At 54.6% G+C, this 19,568-nt stretch carries 20 protein-coding genes; 10 read left to right on the forward strand and 10 right to left on the reverse strand.

What is annotated here, in order from left to right; translation table 11 throughout:
- The first annotated feature begins 21 nt into the window (after positions 1–21).
- Entirely contained in the window at positions 22–552 is a 531-nt protein-coding gene (locus QYC28_RS03950; protein WP_149818377.1) for an anti-sigma factor, read from the forward strand.
- Here QYC28_RS03950 and QYC28_RS03955 read toward each other — a convergent pair.
- The 8 genes from QYC28_RS03955 to proB form a co-directional block, all read right to left on the reverse strand.
- Positions 542–1,468, reverse strand: a complete 927-nt coding sequence (locus QYC28_RS03955) for an NAD(P)H-dependent glycerol-3-phosphate dehydrogenase (RefSeq protein WP_302679875.1) — start codon at positions 1,466–1,468, stop codon at positions 542–544. The two genes, QYC28_RS03950 and QYC28_RS03955, sit on opposite strands and share 11 nt — an antisense overlap.
- 12 nt (positions 1,469–1,480) lie before the next feature.
- Entirely contained in the window at positions 1,481–1,801 is a 321-nt protein-coding gene (locus QYC28_RS03960) for a hypothetical protein (protein WP_149818381.1), read from the reverse strand.
- A gap of 99 nt (positions 1,802–1,900) precedes the next feature.
- Positions 1,901–2,755: a DUF6671 family protein gene (locus QYC28_RS03965; RefSeq protein WP_149818383.1), complete on the reverse strand. Its 855-nt coding sequence runs from the start codon at positions 2,753–2,755 to the stop codon at positions 1,901–1,903.
- Positions 2,748–3,518, reverse strand: coding sequence for an ABC transporter ATP-binding protein (locus QYC28_RS03970; protein ID WP_149818385.1), 771 nt, complete (start codon positions 3,516–3,518; stop codon positions 2,748–2,750). The genes QYC28_RS03965 and QYC28_RS03970 overlap by 8 nt, the downstream gene beginning before the upstream one ends.
- On the reverse strand, positions 3,519–4,466 hold the full coding sequence (locus tag QYC28_RS03975; RefSeq protein ID WP_226972005.1) for a serine hydrolase: 948 nt from the start codon (positions 4,464–4,466) through the stop codon (positions 3,519–3,521).
- Positions 4,467–4,576: 110 nt separating this feature from the next.
- Complete coding sequence (locus QYC28_RS03980) at positions 4,577–5,329, reverse strand: RNA methyltransferase (RefSeq protein WP_302679876.1); 753 nt, start codon at positions 5,327–5,329, stop codon at positions 4,577–4,579.
- A 591-nt stretch (positions 5,330–5,920) separates the two neighbouring features.
- Positions 5,921–6,928: a GntR family transcriptional regulator gene (locus QYC28_RS03985; protein ID WP_190278210.1), complete on the reverse strand. Its 1,008-nt coding sequence runs from the start codon at positions 6,926–6,928 to the stop codon at positions 5,921–5,923.
- Between the two features lie 166 nt (positions 6,929–7,094).
- Positions 7,095–8,204, reverse strand: a complete 1,110-nt coding sequence (proB, locus tag QYC28_RS03990) for a glutamate 5-kinase (protein ID WP_302679877.1) — start codon at positions 8,202–8,204, stop codon at positions 7,095–7,097.
- A gap of 74 nt (positions 8,205–8,278) precedes the next feature.
- Here proB and QYC28_RS03995 point away from each other — a divergent pair, with 74 nt between their 5' ends.
- From QYC28_RS03995 to QYC28_RS04010, 4 genes are all read left to right on the forward strand, one after another.
- The gene (locus QYC28_RS03995) at positions 8,279–9,082 is read left to right on the forward strand and encodes an inositol monophosphatase family protein (protein WP_302679878.1); all 804 of its coding nucleotides are present in this window, start codon (positions 8,279–8,281) and stop codon (positions 9,080–9,082) included.
- 34 nt (positions 9,083–9,116) lie between these two features.
- The gene (locus tag QYC28_RS04000; protein WP_190278211.1) at positions 9,117–9,566 is read left to right on the forward strand and encodes a DUF29 domain-containing protein; all 450 of its coding nucleotides are present in this window, start codon (positions 9,117–9,119) and stop codon (positions 9,564–9,566) included.
- Positions 9,567–9,582: 16 nt separating this feature from the next.
- Positions 9,583–10,020: a DUF29 domain-containing protein gene (locus QYC28_RS04005; protein ID WP_149818398.1), complete on the forward strand. Its 438-nt coding sequence runs from the start codon at positions 9,583–9,585 to the stop codon at positions 10,018–10,020.
- Positions 10,021–10,091: 71 nt separating this feature from the next.
- Positions 10,092–10,277, forward strand: coding sequence for a hypothetical protein (locus QYC28_RS04010; RefSeq protein WP_011057956.1), 186 nt, complete (start codon positions 10,092–10,094; stop codon positions 10,275–10,277).
- On the opposite strand, the gene QYC28_RS04015 is transcribed toward QYC28_RS04010, so the two are convergent.
- Positions 10,274–10,858: an L-threonylcarbamoyladenylate synthase gene (locus QYC28_RS04015; RefSeq protein ID WP_302679879.1), complete on the reverse strand. Its 585-nt coding sequence runs from the start codon at positions 10,856–10,858 to the stop codon at positions 10,274–10,276. The genes QYC28_RS04010 and QYC28_RS04015 overlap by 4 nt on opposite strands.
- A 9-nt stretch (positions 10,859–10,867) precedes the next feature.
- Positions 10,868–12,595, reverse strand: a complete 1,728-nt coding sequence (gene ggt / locus QYC28_RS04020) for a gamma-glutamyltransferase (protein ID WP_302679880.1) — start codon at positions 12,593–12,595, stop codon at positions 10,868–10,870.
- Positions 12,596–12,694: 99 nt separating this feature from the next.
- Here ggt and QYC28_RS04025 point away from each other — a divergent pair, with 99 nt between their 5' ends.
- The 5 genes from QYC28_RS04025 to QYC28_RS04045 all read left to right on the forward strand — a co-directional run bounded on the left by QYC28_RS04025 (position 12,695) and on the right by QYC28_RS04045 (position 19,566).
- A complete protein-coding gene (locus QYC28_RS04025) occupies positions 12,695–14,524 on the forward strand; it encodes an NAD(P)H-quinone oxidoreductase subunit F (protein ID WP_302679881.1) in 1,830 nt (609 codons plus the stop codon).
- Positions 14,509–16,005 carry an NADH-quinone oxidoreductase subunit M gene (locus QYC28_RS04030; RefSeq protein ID WP_302679882.1) on the forward strand — a complete coding sequence of 499 codons (1,497 nt, stop codon included), beginning with the start codon at positions 14,509–14,511 and terminating at the stop codon, positions 16,003–16,005. Before QYC28_RS04025 ends, QYC28_RS04030 begins: the two co-directional genes overlap by 16 nt.
- Positions 16,002–17,147 carry a CO2 hydration protein gene (locus tag QYC28_RS04035; RefSeq protein ID WP_302679883.1) on the forward strand — a complete coding sequence of 382 codons (1,146 nt, stop codon included), beginning with the start codon at positions 16,002–16,004 and terminating at the stop codon, positions 17,145–17,147. Before QYC28_RS04030 ends, QYC28_RS04035 begins: the two co-directional genes overlap by 4 nt.
- Before the next feature lie 66 nt (positions 17,148–17,213).
- Positions 17,214–18,491, forward strand: a complete 1,278-nt coding sequence (gene glyA / locus QYC28_RS04040; protein ID WP_149818412.1) for a serine hydroxymethyltransferase — start codon at positions 17,214–17,216, stop codon at positions 18,489–18,491.
- 28 nt (positions 18,492–18,519) lie between these two features.
- Positions 18,520–19,566 (forward strand): glycosyltransferase family 4 protein, encoded by a 1,047-nt coding sequence (locus QYC28_RS04045; RefSeq protein WP_149818414.1) that lies wholly within the window; start codon positions 18,520–18,522, stop codon positions 19,564–19,566.
- The last annotated feature ends 2 nt before the right edge of the window (positions 19,567–19,568 follow it).

Raw genomic sequence — 19,568 nt, forward strand, 5'->3', positions numbered from 1 at the left:
TTCCTGCAAGGACAGACCCCTATGATGGACGAACTTGATCACTGCAAACGCGATACCTTTGAACTCCTGAGCGCCTACCTCGATGGTGAAGTGACGGCTGCAGAACGGCAACAGGTGGAAGCATGGCTGGCCACTGACCCCGAAGGCCAACGCCTCTATCAGCGACTCCTGACCCTCAAGCAGCAGATGCAAGAACTGCCCGTACCCTTGACCCCCTGTCCAGCGGATCGTTTGGCCGCTCAAGTGATTGCTAAGGCCCATCGCCCCCGTCGTATTTGGGTCTTAGGGAGTGCGGGAGCAACCCTAGCGGCATCCTTCGTGGCAATCCTGACGGGTCTAATTCCCAATCCCTTCCCCAGTCTGCCTGTAGCTATCACCAGTCCTGCTGGCATTGAGCCAGAGGTATCTCCCCTACCGATTGAGCCAACGGCAGTCGGTTTGATGCTCAGTCTTGACCGTCCCCCTGTGGCCATTCCCGTCAGTGAAACGGCTCCTGCGGCGCTGCCGGCACCCCGGGCAAGTTCACAGCCAAGGACTGAAGCTACTGACTAGGAATAATCTCCGGCTTGAAGGGACGCTCCAAAAGACAGTTGAGGGCAGCTTGGGGAGTGAGATGACCACTAAGAACGGCATTCACCATCGCCGTAATCGGGATATCTAACTGGTGCTGCTGGGCATAGGTGCAGAGCGCGCGAGCAGTGTTCACCCCTTCAGCCGTCCCCTTGGTCAGCGCTAGGGCTTGGGAGAGGGACTTACCGTGGGCAAGATGCCACCCCACTTGATAGTTGCGACTCAGGGCGCTGGTACAGGTGGCGAGGAGATCTCCTAACCCTGAAAGGCCGTAGAAGGTTTCCACTTGTCCGCCCCAGTGGGTACCCACCCGCACCATTTCCACCAGTCCTCGGGTAATCAGGGCAGAGCGGGCATTGACGCCCAGACCCAGACCATCATTGACGCCACAGGCGATCGCAATCACATTTTTGAAGATGCCCCCCATTTCCACACCCCGCCGATCCTCATTGCTATAGAGGCGAAAGGTGGTACTGCCCAAACAGTCCTGCACTTGCTTGGTTGCTGCTAGGTTGCCCCCCACCACTGCCGCTGCCGGTAATCCCTGCTGAATTTCACTGGCTAGGTTGGGTCCTGAAAGCACCACAAGATCGTGATGCGGGCAGTAGGTTTGCCAAATATCCGCCGCTGTGGCAAAGGTTTCTGATTCTAGGCCTTTCGTGGCACTGACAAGGATCATTTCTAAGGGGGGTTGAAGGGCGGCGACTTGGGCAGCCACTTCCCGTACAGCTTTGATGGGGAGAGCCGAAACCAGTAAATGAATGTCTTGAAAAAGAACAGCCGAGAGTGCCCCCTGCGATCGCCCCCAGCAGGAGACCGTGCAGCCCTGTTGCTCAAATAGGTATGCCAGTGTTTGTCCCCAATGACCTAAGCCCAAAATCAATACCCTTGGGGACATACCATCCCCGTCCTAGGGCGTAACCGTTAGATTTTGAAATTGTTGCTGCTGTCGTTTGCGAAAGGCCTCTGCTTCAGCATTAAGATTTTCCATTTGATCCGCCACTACTTCGTTGGGATCGCGACCATCCATCAAACGCAGGCGATTCATCAGTCCGGGCACGGAAAAGTTGCCATTCTGGGGATTAAGAATGCTTCCCAAATCATTGGCATTGCCGTTTTGTTGCCAGCCTTCCATTGGGTTATTCGTGTTTGCAGTCTGGGCAAGCGCCATACTCCCGAGATTGAGAGTGAGTGCAGCAAGGGCAAGACTGGTTAGATAGCGAGGTGTCATGGGTCACTCCTCAAAACATGCGCTAGGAATGCAGACGATAGGATGGCTCAATCGGTGCCGAGGGCTGTACAAGGGATTATACCAAGTCTTTGTCGTTGCCTAGGGGTTGCAGAAGTAGCATTGACTGGGATCGGCAACGGTTTCAGGAACCGGTACTGTGAGTTGGTGCAAACAGCGTTGACAGCGGTAACGGCTGGCTTTGATGGCGCTGGTGGGTGCGCCACACCGTTCACAGGGTAGCCCCGGCAGTTTCTCACGAGCCACAAACCCCGGCCAGCCACACTGAGGACAGCCCTGAGCCATTGCTTGAACGAGGTCAGCAGCCGCTTGAGCAATCACCTGCATGCGCGTCGGGTTCATGTGGGCCCGCATATCGGTTTCAAGGTGAATGGTGGGGCGATCGGTTTGCAGGGTGGCGATCGCCCTTTGCAACTGTTCCTCGCTTTGAATCCCTTTGAAAATTGGCGTATTGGGTAGAGGATCCGCCTGCGCCATCGCAATCAAACCATGTTCTGGAAAGCCCACCCGCTCGGCAAAGGCCAAGGCCTCTTCAAGATTGCTCACGGTGGCATGGTTAAAGTTCGTTTCTAGGGAGAGCACTTCCCCCCGCAAGACAAGGTCATGGCGGCGATCCACAAGCAGGATGAGTTCGCGATCGCTCGGAAGCATCGGAAATTGCGGATGGGGGCCAAAGCTGCCTTCACTGGCAACCACTAAGTCTGCGTCCGTTTGTGCCAGCACTGCTTCTGCCTTGGCGAGAGCCGCCTCTTCTTGGGTGCCACAGCGGGGAATTTCACGGCTAAACGTGCCAAAGCGATCGCTATCAAAATCTGAGGCCACAACTACCGTTACCCCTAAGCGAGCCAGCACCGGAGCGATCGCCTGCTCTTTGCCATGCTTGGTGGCAAGAATTGCCGTGCGTCCTTGGAAGTAGCGATCTGTGGCTCTAAACATCACCGCCAAGATAGGCCTCAATCACCTTGGGATCATTTTTAACCGTCAGGGGATCGCCCAGAGCAATGAGTTGACCAAAGTCCAATACTGCCAAGCGATCGCACAAACTCATCACCAAGGGCACATGGTGCTCAATGAGAATCACCGTCAGGTCAAAGGTCTCCTTGAGGCGACGAATTAACTCACAGAGGTCTTGCTTTTCCTTGGGGTTCATACCCGCAGCCGGTTCATCTAACAAGAGCAGGCGGGGTTGCAGTGCCAAGGCACGCGCCAGTTCAAGGCGGCGTTGTTCACCATAGGGTAAGTTGCCTGCCCGCTCGTGGCGCCGCTCATAGAGATTCACCCAGTAGAGAAGCTCCTTGGCGCGGTTTTCCAAGCGCTCCTGAGCATACCGTACAGGGGCTGCTCCCCAGAGGTTTGCCCAAAAACTGGCAGGGGCATGGAGATGCTGTCCCATGCGCACATTCTCCCAAACACTCATCTCTGGAAAGAGGCGAATATTTTGAAAGGTGCGAGCAATGCCCAACCCAGCAATCTGGTGGGGCTTAAGCAGGTGCAGGGGCTGCTGCTGAAACTGAACTTCTCCTGAGGTGAGAGGAATTAACCCCGTCAGCAGGTTAAAAAGGGTGGTTTTACCAGCGCCATTGGGGCCAATAATGCCAAAAATCTCCCCCGTTGCCACGCTAAAGGACACGCGATCAACCGCCTTGAGGCCGCCAAAGTAGCGGCACACATTCTCTAAGGTCAGGAGTGGCTGCGACATCTAGGGCTGAGGAGGGGGAAGTTTCTCGAAGGCTTGGTAGGCCATGCGCGAGACTTGGCGAATGAGTTCACTACCTCGGGGATCATTGTAGGGGCGTTTCACCATCATTGCTGCCACATAGCGTTGGCCATTGGGCATATCCACCATGCCCACATCTCCCACCACAATACCAATATCGCCAGTTTTGTGGGCAATGGTGGCCCCTTTGCCAAGACCAGCGGGCAAGAGGGTATTAGTGACCGTGCGCCGCATAATGTCCAGCAGGCGATCGCGACTACGGGGGGAGACAATTTCCCCCTGACCAATTTTCAGCATCAGCGTTGCCAAGTCGCGGGGGCTAGTGGTGTTGGTGCCCTTCATATCCGGTAGCAGATTGTTGATCACCGTATTTTCTAAGCCCCATTCCTGAAACTGTTGGTTGAGCACGGCGGCGCCCCCAAGGCGATCAATAATCATATTCGTTGCCGTGTTGTCGCTAATGGTAATCATTAAATCGGCCACCTCAAGGGCGGGGTACTGGGAATTCGGCTTTTGGTATTGCAATGTGCCCGCCTCAGAAGCAATCAGATCGGGGCGCATCGTCAGGCGTTCATGGAGCGTGACTCGTCCCTCATCCACCGCCTTGAAAAAGGCAACAAGGATGGGAAATTTAATCGTAGAGGCTGCTGGAAAGACCGCATCGCCGCCTACATTCAGAGATGCCCCGGAGTCGAGGTTAAAAAAGTACAGCCCCGCGGCCAGATTGGGTTGACGGCTCACTAATTGCTGAATTTGCTGTTGCAGGTTTGTCAGGGGACGTTCTGGGGGCAAGTTGGGGATTGGTGCTTCGGGGGCGATCGCCTGACTGGCCGTGGTCTCTAGGGACAGTTTTTCAGGCTGCAACACCGACAGCAGTGTGCCTACTATGGTGGCAAGGGCAACCACACTGACGCCAAAGCGAAAAGTCATTAAGAACAAATTGGGACGGGGAGGCGTTGGGCTAGGAAGCGGTGCTGGACGAGACAGTGAGGAAAGAGTAGAGGACGGAACCATTGAACGAGACTGAGCAACCATGCCATTTACTGTAGAGGGAAGGTGTCCGAAGCAATCGTGGCTGCGTGCTGAATCGCCCACTCCACCTGACGCAGTATGCCCCGCAACAGCGCTACTTCAGCAGCCGTGGGGTAGGCGCGCCCGAGGAGCGATCGCACCTTGGCCATACGACTAGCAGCGGTATGGGGATACAAAAAACCAATCTGGAGCAGCACCTGCTCTAAATGGTCATAAAACCCCTGCAACTGCTCAAAGGGGACGGCAGACCCTTGGGAAAAAGTTCCCCCGCTGTCGCAGACCGTCAACCACAACTCATAGCAGCATACGGCAACAGCTTGCGCCAGATTCAAAGATGGATAAGCATTAGCCGTAGGAATCTGCACCAAACCATGGGCACACTCCAATTCTGCATTCGTGAGTCCCCGATCCTCGCGACCAAAGACCAGTGCCGACTGCGGGACAGCCAACAGTTGCGGTGCCGCCTGACGCGGTGTCCACAGAGGTAACGCCAAATCCGCCACCTCTCGCCCCACCGTGGCAAAGACCCGCTGACAATCCGCCAGTGCCGTTGCGAGGGAGTCCGTCATTCTGGCTTGCTGGAGCACATCCTCTGCATGAACCGCCCAGCGACGGGCTAGCTCTCCCTTGGGATCACAGCGGGGACTGACAATCCACAACTGCTGTAACCCCATATTTTTCATCACCCGGGCAATGCTGCCGACATTGATCTCCCCTTGGGGTTCAACGAGCACAATGCGTACCAAAGGCAGGGTATCCACGCTTGCTGGCTGAGCCAAAATAAAAAAATAATTAACATTTTCTAGATGATTTTAGAAGACTTCTTTAATCTTTCTCAAGTCCTTACAAATTCAGGACTTTGCTGCATATTTCATAAAATTTAATAACTGTAACACGCTTAGTACGGTTCTTAGCGCAATCAGTAGAATTGGAAATAACTTTTTAGGTGTGACCCCTACTCGCAAACCGCGTTCCCTTGCTTAGGAAGTTCTCCAGAGATTTCCTAGGTACAGTCCTGTTCTAAAACATGGGGGACACAAAGGGGGCTTCTCTCCTATAGAGACTTTCACCGTTTTAACTGTGTTCCATCCCTGTGAAGAGGGCTGGGTTTTGGGCTGGCAGCAGGGGTCTTGATTTATGTGGTGTGGTTCTGTCAACGAGGAGTCAACTCATGTGGCGTTTTATGAGCTTGCATTGGCCAAAACTCAGTGCCGTCGGCCTCCTGTACTGTGGTCTAGCCGCTGGCTTAGGTTATCTTACGAACCTACAACTGGATGCAATGCACAATCAAGCAAAAAACCAGGCAATCACCGTGCAATTGTCCCATAGCCTGAATGATCTCAATCCCTGAGTCAAGAGGCTTTAGCTTCGAGGGGGAGATCTTCCGTCAGACCAATTTCCCGTTTCAGCAGTTCGACCGACTGCGGATCAATGTAGCTTTCGCAGCAAATGAGACGGGGGATGCGAATCAACTCATGGCGGGCCGCCGCAATGGCTGCTTTGACCCGTTCCCCACTGGCGCGATCGCTAATGATCGTATGGGCACGGTGCACCAAGGCATTGAGCTTATAGCTATCGTTGGCTTGAGCCGTCACCAAGAGTAGCTCATCCCCCCGCAAACTGTGGATCATCACCTCTGCGACACCAAGGGTACCGGAACTGAGGCTGACCAACCCCAAGCAGGAGCCTTTCGGCAATTGCCGTACCACTTCCAGTTCCCGCTGGTAGTTGTAGATGTCGATGAAAAATACTCGCACGTCCTTATCGCGGGTGATGGCTTCCGTCATGCTGGCAAAATAGCGCACGGTAACGACAGTTGCAGAGGTATCGCCATCAAGGACGGTTTCTAAGTCTTCAAGAAAAATCAGCTCGACGGGAATCGGCAGCAGTTGTTGCAGTTCCTGAACAATCAGTTCGCCAGCCCCTTGATCGTGGCGGGGCACCGTCACCAAAACCCTCACCCCGGCTTTTTGGCGGGCATCAATCTCCGCAAGGAATAACTCGCGAATTTGACTTAGGGAATAGCCCATTTCGAGGAGGGTATCAACGCTTTCCTGAACAATGCGGTGCACAGGCACAACAGCGGGTCGGCGTTGGCGAGGACGGGTTTCCTCTTGGCCGAGGGCACGCACATAGATGCCCGACCCCACTTGGGGCACGACTAAACCAGCAGCTTCAAGGCGTTCGTAAACTTTGCTGATCGTGTTGCGGTGCAATCCAGTTTGCATGGCCAGCTGCCGCGTACTGGGCAAGCGATACCCCGGCGGAAATTGCCGTGCAGCGATCGCAAAACTAATTTGGTTAAAGAGCTGAGTTGAAGCAGGAATTTCGCTATCTGGTTGGATGTGGAATTGAACCATACGTGTCCTTTCGCCCATCAGGTACTGTCCTAGAGGGATACGCCCTCCTTGGTGTGGCTATGCCAGATGCAAAACCTACCCCCAATCGCTGCATAAACCGTCACAGTTAGTGAGTAATTTTACCGCACTTGCTACCGATCGTTCTTTTTGGGGCGATAAAGCACGGTTACAGGGTCACCACCAAGTTGTCGCGGTGGACAATTGTATCGGCAGCGGCATAGCCGAGGATGTTGGCCAATTCCGTAGATTGTTGCCCCTGCACACGCCGGATTTCTTCACTGTTGTAGTTGACAAGGCCACGGGCAATTTCAGTGCCTGTGGGGTCACAGAGCTTCACGGCATCTTGGGCTTGAAACTCCCCTGCAACACGGGTGATGCCTGCTGCCAAAAGAGACTTGCCACCCACAGTAATGGCCTTAACGGCACCCTCATCGAGCCACAACTCGCCTTTGGGAATGAGGGCACGAGCAATCCAGCGTTTGCGGGCATTGATGGTTTTGGGACGAGGTTCAAAGTGGGTGCCCAAGGGCTCACCCGCAAGGATTTTTAGCAGGTTGGTGGGCGATCGCCCATCGGTAATGACAGTGCGTACGCCGGCTTCGGTGGCAATCTCGGCAGCCCGAATTTTGGTGGCCATGCCCCCCGTGCCCCAAGGGGAGCCAGCAGCACCAATTTGAATCGTTTGGGCTAACTCGGCTAAGGAGACCACCCGCTCAATGGGAACGGCTGTTTTATCAATGCGCGGATCTGCTGAGTAGAGGCGATCGACATCCGTGAGCAAAAATAACCAATCGGCTTCCACTAAGCTTGCCACAAGGGCTGAGAGGGTATCATTGTCGCCAAACTTGAGTTCATCCACTGCTACCGTGTCGTTTTCATTGACAATGGGGATGACGCCCAGTTCAAACAGCGCCTGGAACGTGTTGTAGATATTCAGGTAGCTCTGGCGATCCACAAAATTTTGCCGCGTCACGAGGATTTGGGCAATCGGCTGGCGCAGGACTGAAAAAAGATCATCGTACATGCGCATTAGGTGTCCCTGCCCCACTGCTGCCACCGCCTGTTTTTGGGCTAATTGTTGGGGACGCTCTGTTAAGCCCAAGCGCACAGCACCCACACCCACCGCCCCAGAGGAGACGAGTACCACGCGATCGCCCCGCCGTTGACAGTGACACAGCACCTCCACTAATTGGGCAATGGTGGCCAAGGCCAGATTTCCTTCTTTACCCCCCGTTAAGCTCGATGTGCCAATTTTGACGACCAGTGTTTGTGCCATGGGGAGTCGGGACGGATATTGACCAGTGGGTATAGGATCAGACGTGCTCATTGTATCGCGGTGGGAGACAGCCAATGAACTCAGGGTTTTGGTCTGAGGTGCTGGAAACCTGTCAACAGATTCAACAGGTGGTTGCCCCCCGTTTGCTGGAGTGGGCAGGGCAATCCCCCAGCGATCGTAAAGCCGATGGCAGCCTTGTTACCCGCGCCGACCTTTGGGCCGATCAGAAAATCACCGAAATGCTGCAACAACGCTTTCCCCACCACGGCTGTCTGAGTGAAGAGGGCAACCATACCTACGGTGGTGAACAGTGGTGTTGGATCATTGATCCCATTGATGGCACGACTAACTACAGTCATGGTTTGCCCATTTGGTGTATTGCCCTCAGTCTGCTCTACCAAGGCACACCCGTATTTGGCTATGTGCACGTTCCCGGCTTTCAGCAGACGTTTCATGGCTTCTATCAAGCCCCTGACCATGCCAACGGTGCCTATTTGAATGAGAAACCCATTCGCGTTAAGGTCAGTGAGCCAACGTTGCAGACGTTTTTTAGTCTTTGTGCCCGCAGTACCGATGTGCTCAAGCGCTCCTTCCCCTGCAAAATTCGCATGTTAGGAGCCGCCAGTTACAACTTGCTGACCGTTGCTGCGGGTTATACCCTCGGTGCTGTGGAGCGCACACCTCGCATTTGGGATGTTGCCCCCGCTTGGCCGATTGTCCATGCTGCTGGTGCCCACTGGCAATGGTTAGACCCGCCAGAACCTTGGCAAAGAATGTTTCCCATTCAGCCGGGGCAGGAAGCCGGCAGTCGCATCTTCCATACACTGGTGAGTGCTAGTCCTAGCTTGGGGCAATTTTTTGCGGCGTACATTATCTAAAATGCAGCTGGAGGGGATCTGCTCATCAAAAATCATGCAAAGCAATCTTTATGAAAGCGACTTTTATGCTTGGACCCTAGAGCAGGCAAAGTTACTCAAGACAGGCGACTTTGGCCATCTTGATATTGCCCACCTAGTAGAGGAAATCGAAGCCTTGGGACGGCAGGAGCGGCAAGAACTAAAAAACCGCCTCGGTGTTTTGATTGGGCATTTGCTGAAGTGGGAGTATCAGCCAGAAAGACGCAGTAAAAGTTGGCGAGTCACGATTCAGATGCAACGACGCGAGATTAAGGATTTATTGGAGGAAAATCCTAGCCTTCAGTCTTATCTAACGAAGGCGATCGCCAAAGCCTATTTGGCAGGACTCGACTTAGTGTGCTTGGAAACGCCCCTAGACTATCCAGATTTACCCCCAACCTGTCCCTATACCCTAGAACAATTGCTTGACCCAGACTTCCCGCGAGATTTGTATCCCACGGAATAGTTCACCATCAAAGGCCATGACCTCTCCTCTGTATGACACGGACTTTTATGCTTGGACCCTAGAGCAGGCGAAGTTGCTCAAGGCAGGCGACTTTGGCCATCTTGATATTGCCCACTTAGTAGAGGAAATCGAAGCTTTGGGACGGCAGGAGCGTCGGGAGCTAGAAAATCGCCTCGGGATTCTCATTGGACATCTCCTGAAGTGGGACTATCAGCCGCAAAAACGCAGTAAAAGCTGGCGAGCAACCATTCGCGAACAACGGCGAGCTGTGCAGAAACTGATCCATCAAAACCCCAGCCTGCAACCCTACTTACCCCAGGCGATCGCTGAGGCCTATGAATCTGGCAAAGATTTAGTGGTGCGTGAAACCCCCTTGGACTACTCAGATCTCCCTGAAACCTGCCCCTATACACTGGGGCAACTCTTTGATCCCGACTTTCCTGCCACGAAGTAAAAAACTTCAGCGTTCTGAAGCATACTCATGGCATCAAGGCTATACTGGCAGTGACGACGTGGAGTCGCAGTATGGATACAGCCCAAATTAAAGCTCTAGTGGAAAAAGCCCTAGAAGATAAAATTCTTACCCTCGAAGAGCATGGCCAAATTATTGACGCAGTGCTTTCCGATGGCCAAATTTCCGAAGAAGAGGAAAAAATTTTACAGGAACTCCTCGAACGGGTCGCCTCTGGGGAAATTGATTCCCAGTATTAGGGTGTTTTAATCTGCACTCGCCCTTGGCGCAGGACGTACCATTCCCCCGATCGCCATTGCACGACGGTTGAAGGTTCTGGGGGGGTAAGGGGTAACTGCCACGGGTGGAGCGTCAGCACTTGGGGAAACTCACAGGCGATCGCCCCCCATTCAATGAGTGGCGGCTGACCTGAACGGTTAATACTGGTGGTGGCCAATGGTCCTGTTTGCTCGAGGAGGGCTTGGGCAGGCGGCCAATCGGGAACCCGCAAGCCAATCGTGCCTGTACCTAGGGGGTTCAAACCCGCAGGAAGTTCAGCAGCGGGCAACACCAAGGTCACGGCTCCCGGCCAATAACGCGCCGCCATGGCAGACCACTGCTCCCATTCAGCCGCACTACCGCGCACAAAGGGCCAGAGTTGCTCAGGATTGGCACCCATGAGGATCAAGGGTTTAGCCAGTTGGCGCTCCTTGGCAGCATAGATCAATTCCCCGCGATCGCACCGACTGGCCAAGGCGGGCACCGTATCGGTGGGAAAACTAATCAACCAATGGCCCGCTCGCACTGCGGCGACTAAGGCGGCCATACTCACCTGTGCCATATTTCTCCTCTACCAACCCATGGCAGCTCCTTCCCCCCGAGGATCCGCTGCCCCTTCCAATTGTCCCTGATCCAAAACGCGAATTAAGCTGGCATTCCCCCAAGGGCGGCTTTGTTCTGCCCGATAGCCCCACTGCTGCCACGTTTGAATCCAAGAACTTGGAATCGTTGGCTCGACAAAGAGGGTATCCGGCGCCCACTGCTGATGAATGCGGGGACGGGCAACGGCGGTGGCGGCATCCTGCCCTAAATCAACGACGTTCAGAAACAGTTGCAGCACAGTTGTAATAATGCGACTGCCGCCGGGGGAGCCTAAAACCATATTGAGGCGATGATCCTTTAGCACAATTGTTGGACTCATGCTCGAAAGGGGACGCTTGCCCGGTTCGATGCCATTGGCTAGGGGGGCGTTTTCTGATTGAATACCAACCACACCAAAGAGGTTGGGTTGATTGGGGGCAATGGCAAAATCATCCATTTCATTGTTGAGGAGAATCCCCGTTTGCGGCACCACCACACCCGCCCCAAAGGGACCATTGATCGTAAAGGTTAGGCTAACGACATTTCTTTGGGCATCGACAACATTCAGGTGACTGGTGTTGTCTGACTCTGCAAGTTGGATTGGGGTGGCGGCACTCACAGCACGTTGGGGACGGGCACGACGGGGAAGAATTTCGCTAACCCGCTGTTGGGCATAGCGAGGATGGGTGAGGGCCGTGACCGGCACCGGCACAAAGTCACTATCCCCGAGGTAACGGGCGCGATCGGCGTAGGCAATTTGCATGACGCTGGCTAGGTAGTGACCGCGATCGCTGGGGGTAGAAGCAGGGGGCAACAGTTGCCAGAGGTTGAGCATTTGCACAAGGGCCACACCACCAGCAGAGGGGGGTGGCATCGAACAGACCTGAAACGCACGATAGGTGCCACAAATTGGCTCTCGCCAAACGGGGGTATAGGTTCGTAAATCCTCTAGGGTGATCTTGCCCCCTTGCTGCGCCATAAACTCGGCAATCGCTCTGGCAATCCAACCCTCATAAAAGCTGCGCGGCTCGCGGGCGATCGCCCCCAAGGTTTTTGCTAACTCTAGCTGTTGAATCACCGTGCCCAAGGGGGGAACTTGGCCATCCCTGAGGAAAATGCGCGCGGCGGTAGCATCGTGCTGCAGAACGGCTTGGCGCATCGTTGCCCACTGCTGATAACGTGGGGTAACCGCAAACCCCTGTTGGGCAGCCTGAATGGCGGGTGCCACCACCTGCGACCAAGGCAGTTGACCATAGCGCTGGTGCAAAGCGGCTAAGCCAGCAACGGTGCCGGGGGTGCCTGCGGCCAAGACTCCATCCAAACTGGCGCGGGGAATCACCTCTCCCTTCGCGTTGAGATACATCGTTGGTGTCGCTTGCAGGGGGGCACGCTCCCGAAAATCAAGGGCACGCAGGGTTTGAGATTGGGCGTGATACACAAGGGCAAAGCCACCGCCACCAATCCCAGCGGCATAGGGTTCAACGACGGCGATCATGAATGCGGTTGCCACGGCTGCATCCACGGCATTGCCCCCTGCCTTGAGGATGTCTCTTCCTATTTTTGCTGCTGCGGGTTGAGCTGCTGTCACCATTCCCCGCTGGCTAATCGTTTGAGCTGGGGCGGGTGGGGCGGCAAAAAATGTTACCGCTAGGACAATAGCGAGGAAGGGCGATCGCCCCCATTGCTCAACCTTCCCTAGAGTGAATCCTTGCTCCATGATTGATTTGGCTCAAAACTGCTGCGGAACCCCAGCCTGTAAAATACACGAAGAGAGCAGTATTGCAAACGTCCTCAACCGCCAAGGTTCATTTTTGCCATGCCAAATTCACTGTTAGAAACCAGTTGGTGGGTGCCCTGTTATGGCTTAGTGGGTGCAGCCCTGACGTTGCCTTGGGCCACCGGTGTTGTGCGGCGCACCGGGCCTCGACCCGCAGCCTACTTCAATCTGCTGATGACGATTGTTGCTTTTGTGCATGGCTTTTTCCTGTTGCAACAAACTCGCAGTGGCGCCACCGCAACGATTGTTTGGCATTGGCTACAGGCACCGGGACTCGATCTCTCGTTTTCATTGCTCATCAACAGTGTCACCACGGGGGCTATGGAGTTGGTGACGGGCCTGAGTATCCTCGCCCAGATTTTTGCCCTAGGTTATCTCGAAAAGGACTGGGGTATGGCCCGCTTCTTTGCCTTAATGGGCTTTTTTGAGGCGGCCCTCAGTGGCATTGCGATCAGTAACTCGTTGCTCCTGAGCTATGGCCTGTTGGAGATGCTGACCCTCTCGACCTATTTGCTGATTGGCTTCTGGTATGCTCAGCCCCTTGTGGTCAAAGCAGCACGGGATGCCTTTCTCACCAAACGGGTGGGGGATATCTTACTCCTCATGGGGGTAGTCGCTGTCGGCAGCCTTGCGGGGAGTTATGATTTTCCCAATCTCTACCAATGGGCAGAAGACGCCAATTTACCAGACGGTTGGGGCTTTTTACTGGGCTTAGCCTTGATTGCAGGTCCCACGGGTAAATGTGCTCAAGTGCCTTTGCACCTGTGGCTCGATGAAGCGATGGAAGGGCCCAACCCCGCTTCGATTATGCGCAACTCAGTGGTGGTGGCGGCGGGTGCCTATATTCTCATTAAGCTACAGCCGATTCTGGTGGCCTGCCCGGGGGCAAACATTGCGCTGATCCTGATTGGGGCAGTCACAGCCATCAGTGAATCCCTTGTTTCCATTGCCCAAATTGACATTAAACGGGCACTGTCCCACTCGACGAGCGCCTATCTGGGGTTGGTGTTTATTGGCGTCGGCACCAACTGGACAGATTTTGCCCTGTTTGTATTGCTCACCCACGCGATCGCCAAGGCACTGCTGTTTATGAGTATTGGCAGTGTGATTATGACCACCAACTGTCAGGATTTGACGGAATTGGGGGGCTTAGGCGGACGGATGCCAGCCACAAGTTCAGCCTTTGTGATTGGCGGTCTCTCCCTAATTGGCTGTCTGCCCTTGGGTGCCTTTTGGTCGTTTTATCGCGGCATTGACTACTACTGGCAAACCCAGCTTGGCTTGGTGGGTCTGATTTTGCTGGTTAATACCCTAACGGCGGTCAACCTCACCCGTGTCTTTCGCTTGGTCTTCTTAGGGCCTGCTCAACCCAAAACCCGCCGTGCCCCTGAAGTGCCTTGGCCGCTGGCAGTGCCAATGGTCACCCTGAGTATTTTGAATGTGCTGGTGCCCTTTATCTTGCAGCGGGTGCAGTTGTTACCGACAACGATTGATTGGTGGATTGTGGTTCTGCTTGTGGTGTCAGGATGCACTGGAATTCTCCTTGGGGGTTTTGTCACCCTCAAGCGCCAGTGGACACGTCCGATCAAGGTGCCCTTGCGCTTTGTGCAGGATCTGTTAGCCTACGATCTTTACATTGAGGAACTCTATCGCTATACCGTGGTTTGGGCAGTGCGATCGCTCTCGCAGTTCAGCGCTTGGGTGGATCGCCATGTTGTTGATCGCATTGTGAATACAACGGGTGTGGCATCCCTTGTGGGGGGTGAGTTGCTCAAGTACAGTGCCAGTGGTCAATCCCAAGCCTATTTGCTGCTGGTGTTTATTGGTGTGGCAATTCTTGGGGGGGCGATCGCATGGCTACTACTGTAATGCCGCTGTTAAGTTTCCTTCTCTGGGTGCCCTTACTCGGTGCCCTTGCCCTCAGCCTGTTACCCGCTGAAAGTCTGGGACGCACCTACCGCAGTTTAGCCGCTGTCGTGATGGCGATCGCCCTTATCGTCAGTCTCGCGATCGCCCGTCTATTTGACCCCGCCAATGCAGCACCGCAATTAACCGAGGTGATTCCTTGGTTGGAGCCACTGGGCTTGAGCTATCGCCTGAGCGTGGATGGCCTGTCGCTGCCGCTATTGGTCTTAAATAACTTCCTGACGCTGATTGCCCTCTTGGCCACTTCTGTCAATCTGCCCCGTCCGCGGTTGTATTACCCGCTGGTACTGCTGTTGAATGCGGGTGTCAGTGGCGCTTTTTTGGCCGATAATTTGCTGCTCTTTTTCCTCTTCTATGAATTGGAGTTGATTCCCCTCTACCTTCTGATTGCGATTTGGGGTGGGGCACGGCGCAGTTATGCGGCCACCAAGTTTTTAATTTACACGGCCATTTCTGGGGTGCTGCTTCTAGCCGGATTCCTAGGACTGGTGTGGCTTGCCCATACCCCCTCCTTTGACTTTGACCCCCAGTTATCCACCCCCTTGCCCCTCAGTTCACAGCTGGTTTTGCTAGGGCTGATTTTGGTGGGCTTTGGCATCAAGATTCCCCTCGTGCCCTTCCATACGTGGTTACCCGATGCCCACGTTGAAGCTTCCACGCCGATTTCTGTGCTGCTGGCGGGGGTACTCCTGAAATTGGGTACCTATGGGCTAGTGCGCTTTGGCGTGCAGTTATTCCCGCAGGCATGGCAAGTTTTGGCGCCGGGGTTGGCCACTTGGGCGGTGGTCAGTGTCCTCTACGGTTCCCTAATGGCGATCGCCCAAACGGATATGAAAAAAATGGTGGCCTACAGTTCCATTGGGCACATGGGGTTTGTTCTCTTGGCCACTGCCACTGCCACTCCCTTGAGTATTTTGGCGGCTATTGCCCAAATGATGAGCCACGGCTTAATTTCCGCCCTCCTCTTTTTGCTGGTGGGGGTTGTCTATGAAAAAACTGGCAGCCGCAACATTGAGGTACTGCGGGGATTGCTGAACCCTGAGCGGGGGTTGCCCCTGATTGGTAGCCTGATGATTGTCGGTGTCATGGCCAGTGGCGGTATCCCCGGCATGGTGGGCTTTGTGGCGGAGTTCCTGATCTTCCGCAGTAGTTTCCTCACCTTCCCAGTGCAAACACTCCTGTGTATGGTGGGGACGGGCTTAACGGCAGTGTATTTTCTCTTGCTGGTGAACCGCGTCTTTTTTGGTCGTTTGCCCAATGAATTGACGGATTTGCCGCCCGTGGCGTGGGGCGATCGCCTGCCGAGCCTCCTATTAGCCACGCTAATCTTGATCTTAGGGATTGTTCCTAACTGGCTGATCCATTGGAGTGAAACCACCGTTAGCCTTCTCACCACTGCTGTTGCTACGCTGCCCGTACCATGACCCTGATTACTGCTGCTCCAACCTCCCTGCATCAAGAACTGCGTACCGCCATCCTAGAGCGGTTGCTGAATGGTCAAGCCCTGTTACCGGATACGCCAACCCACGTGATGGAAGTGGTGGGCATCCTCAAAAGCTATGGGGTGGTGCTCAAGGCCTATGCCGAAAATCTTTGTGACATTAGTCAGCGGCAGTTTCTGGTGCTCTTTCCCTTTTTCAAATACTTCAACGGTGAGATTACCATTCCCAAGCTGCTGCGCCACTGGTGGCACGACCGCATTAACTACGAATACGCCGAATACTGTATGCGTGCCATGATGTGGCATGGGGGCGGCGGTCTTGATGCCTTCCTTGATTCGGCAGAATTTCGGCAATTGGCGGCCAAGGCGATCGCCGCTAAACTGCGGGGCAATCCCCTGATGCAATTCGTGAACCAGCTTTTTCCAGAGTTTTTGCTGGAAACAGTGCGGATGCTTTGCTACTACAGTGGCTTGGGGCAGTTTTGGACGGTGATGTATCCCATCTTTCTCACCTTGAGCGATCGCTACGATGCGGGTGAGATTCGCAGCATTCCCGATGTCGTAGATCATATTCGCGCGGGACTGATTGCGGCTGCCGATCACCCCATTACCTACAGCGTTACCATTCACGGCCAAACTTACGATATTCTGCCGGCTAGCGCTGGTCTTACCTTTTTAGCTGACACCGCCATTCCCTATGTCGAAGCGGTGTTCCTGCGGGGTACCCCCTTCTTTGGCCTCATTTCCTTCAATGCCCAAGCGCAACAAATTTCCCGCGATCAAGCCGAATTTGGCTATGGCGCCCTGTTTGCGGATCCCATTCCCACGGGTGCGGCTGGTATTCCTCCCACACTGCTCATGCAGGATATGCGCCACTATCTCCCTCCCTATCTTTTAGAGTTCTATCGTCGCCAAGGCCGAGGGGAAGACGATCTGCGCGTGAAAATTTGCCAAACCTTCCAAAAATCAATGTTTTGCGTCACCACAGCGGCAATCACCGCCCTTGCCCCCTATCCTTGGACGACCACTGACCCCCAAGAGCAAGCCGCCAATCGGGCATTCTACGAAACGTGGCTAGATCGCCTCGAAACCTCCCGACTCTGGAACGTGCAACTGAGCAACTAACCAAGGCTCAGGCAGCGATCCGCGATAAGATAGTAAGGCAGTTCATCTCCCTCCATCGACAATAAAATGACCCATATTGATTGGCTTGCGCAAACGGATCCCTTGGTCGCTGAAATGGTACAGCGGGAAATCCAGCGGCAGCAGCAACACCTTGAACTGATTGCCAGCGAAAACTTTACTTCTCCTGCGGTGATGGCCGCTCAAGGCACAGTTCTCACCAACAAATATGCCGAGGGATTGCCCGGTAAACGCTACTACGGTGGCTGCGAATTTGTGGATGAAGTAGAGCAACTGGCCATCGATCGCGCCAAGGAACTCTTTGCCGCCGCCCACGCCAATGTGCAACCCCACTCCGGTGCCCAAGCCAATTTTGCCGTCTTTTTGGCACTGCTCAATCCCGGCGACACGATTATGGGGATGGATTTGTCCCACGGTGGCCATCTCACCCACGGTTCCCCCGTCAACGTTTCTGGTAAATGGTTTAACGTCGTTCACTACGGTGTCCATCCTGAAACAGAACGCCTCGATATGGACCAGGTGCGGGATTTAGCGCGGCAGCACCGTCCTAAGCTGATCATCTGCGGCTATTCCGCCTATCCGCGCGTCATTCCCTTTGCCGAGTTTCGCCAAATTGCCGATGAAGTGGGGGCCTACCTCATGGCCGATATTGCCCACATTGCCGGTTTGGTTGCCACAGGTCACCATCCCAATCCGGTGCCCCTTTGCGATGTGGTCACCACCACCACCCATAAAACCCTGCGCGGCCCTCGCGGCGGCCTGATTCTTACCCGTGATGAAGAGTTGGGCAAAAAGTTCGATAAAGCCGTCTTTCCCGGTACCCAAGGGGGGCCATTGGAGCACGTTATTGCTGCTAAGGCGGTGGCCTTTGGTGAAGCCCTTAAGCCCGAGTTCAAAGCCTATTCTGGCCAAGTGATCCGCAATGCCCAAGCCCTCGCTGCGGGGCTGCAAGCGCGACAACTGCGCCTTGTCTCTGGGGGCACCGATAACCACTTGATGCTGATTGACCTGCGATCGGTAAATCTAACGGGCAAAGAGGCCGATCGCCTGATGGGGGAAATCAATATCACCACCAATAAAAATACGATTCCCTTTGACCCTGCCTCTCCCTTTGTCACCAGTGGTCTGCGGTTAGGAACCCCAGCGTTGACAACCCGTGGCTTCACTGAGGCTGAGTTTACGGAAATCGCCGAAATTATTAGCGATCGCCTGCATGCCCCCGAGGATGAGGTGATTAAAAACCGCTGCCGCGAGCGGGTGGCTGCCCTCTGTGCTCAATTTCCCCTCTATCCCCACTTGCAATTGCCGCAACCAGTGCTAGCCTGAGGGGGAATCCTGCCAATGGTCTAATCAGATGCTGTACCACCTGATTGCCTTCCTTGCTGCCATTGCCGTTGTTCTGTTGGTCACTCCCATTGTCAATGACTTTGGCCAGAAGGCAGGGTTTGTGGATAGACCCAATGAACGCAAAATTCACACCCGTCCAATGGTGCGCCTCGGTGGCGTCTCCATTTTTCTTGGTAATCTGGTGGCACTGCTGATTGTCTGGAATGCCGGCGGATTTGGTGTTTTACCCCAGCCAGCGGAGTATGAAATTTGGGGGGTCACTCTTGGCGGGGTGGCTTTTTTCCTCATTGGCCTAGCGGATGATCTGCTGACTTTACCAGCGCTTCTACGCCTTGTCCTGCAATTTCTGGTGGCGGGTATTGTCTGGGCGGTGGGGGTCAAAATTCGCATTATCACAGTGCCTTTGGTGGGAACTGTTGACCTCGGCTGGCTCAGTTTGCCCCTGACCACAGTGTGGCTAGTGGGGATTGCCAATGCCATTAACTTCATTGATGGGGTAGATGGGCTAGCAGCAGGGGTGTCGGGGATTGCTGCCTCAGCAATGCTGTTTGTCTGTATGCTGATGGGGGAGCCGGAGGCAGGACTATTGGCAGCTGCCTTGGCAGGAGGTGCCTTGGGGTTTCTACGCTATAACTTCAATCCGGCACAAATTTTTATGGGCGATGGCGGCGCCTACTTCATGGGTTTTACCCTTGCAGGTTTGGGCGTGATTGGACTCGTCAAGGCCTATACGGCGGTGGCCATTCTACTGCCCCTACTGATTTTGGCCGTGCCCATTGTGGACACCTCAACCGTTGTTTTTAACCGCCTCCTGAAAGGGCAGTCTCCCTTTGCCCCCGATAAGGGACATCTACACCATCGCTTGCTCAAGGCTGGTCTTTCTCAGCGGATGACGGTGCTGTTTATCTATTGCCTAACGCTATGGGTGGGGAGTCTGGCCTTGGCCTTGGCTGGTTTGCCGGGGGGATGGGGCTATGCCGTGGCTGCCTCCCTTTTGATGGGCTTTGCCGCTTGGTATGTATGGGAACGGGTGCGCAACAACGAAGATGACTGAAA

It is taken from the genome of Thermosynechococcus sp. HY596 (assembly GCF_030518715.1).
GTDB lineage: Bacteria > Cyanobacteriota > Cyanobacteriia > Thermosynechococcales > Thermosynechococcaceae > Thermosynechococcus.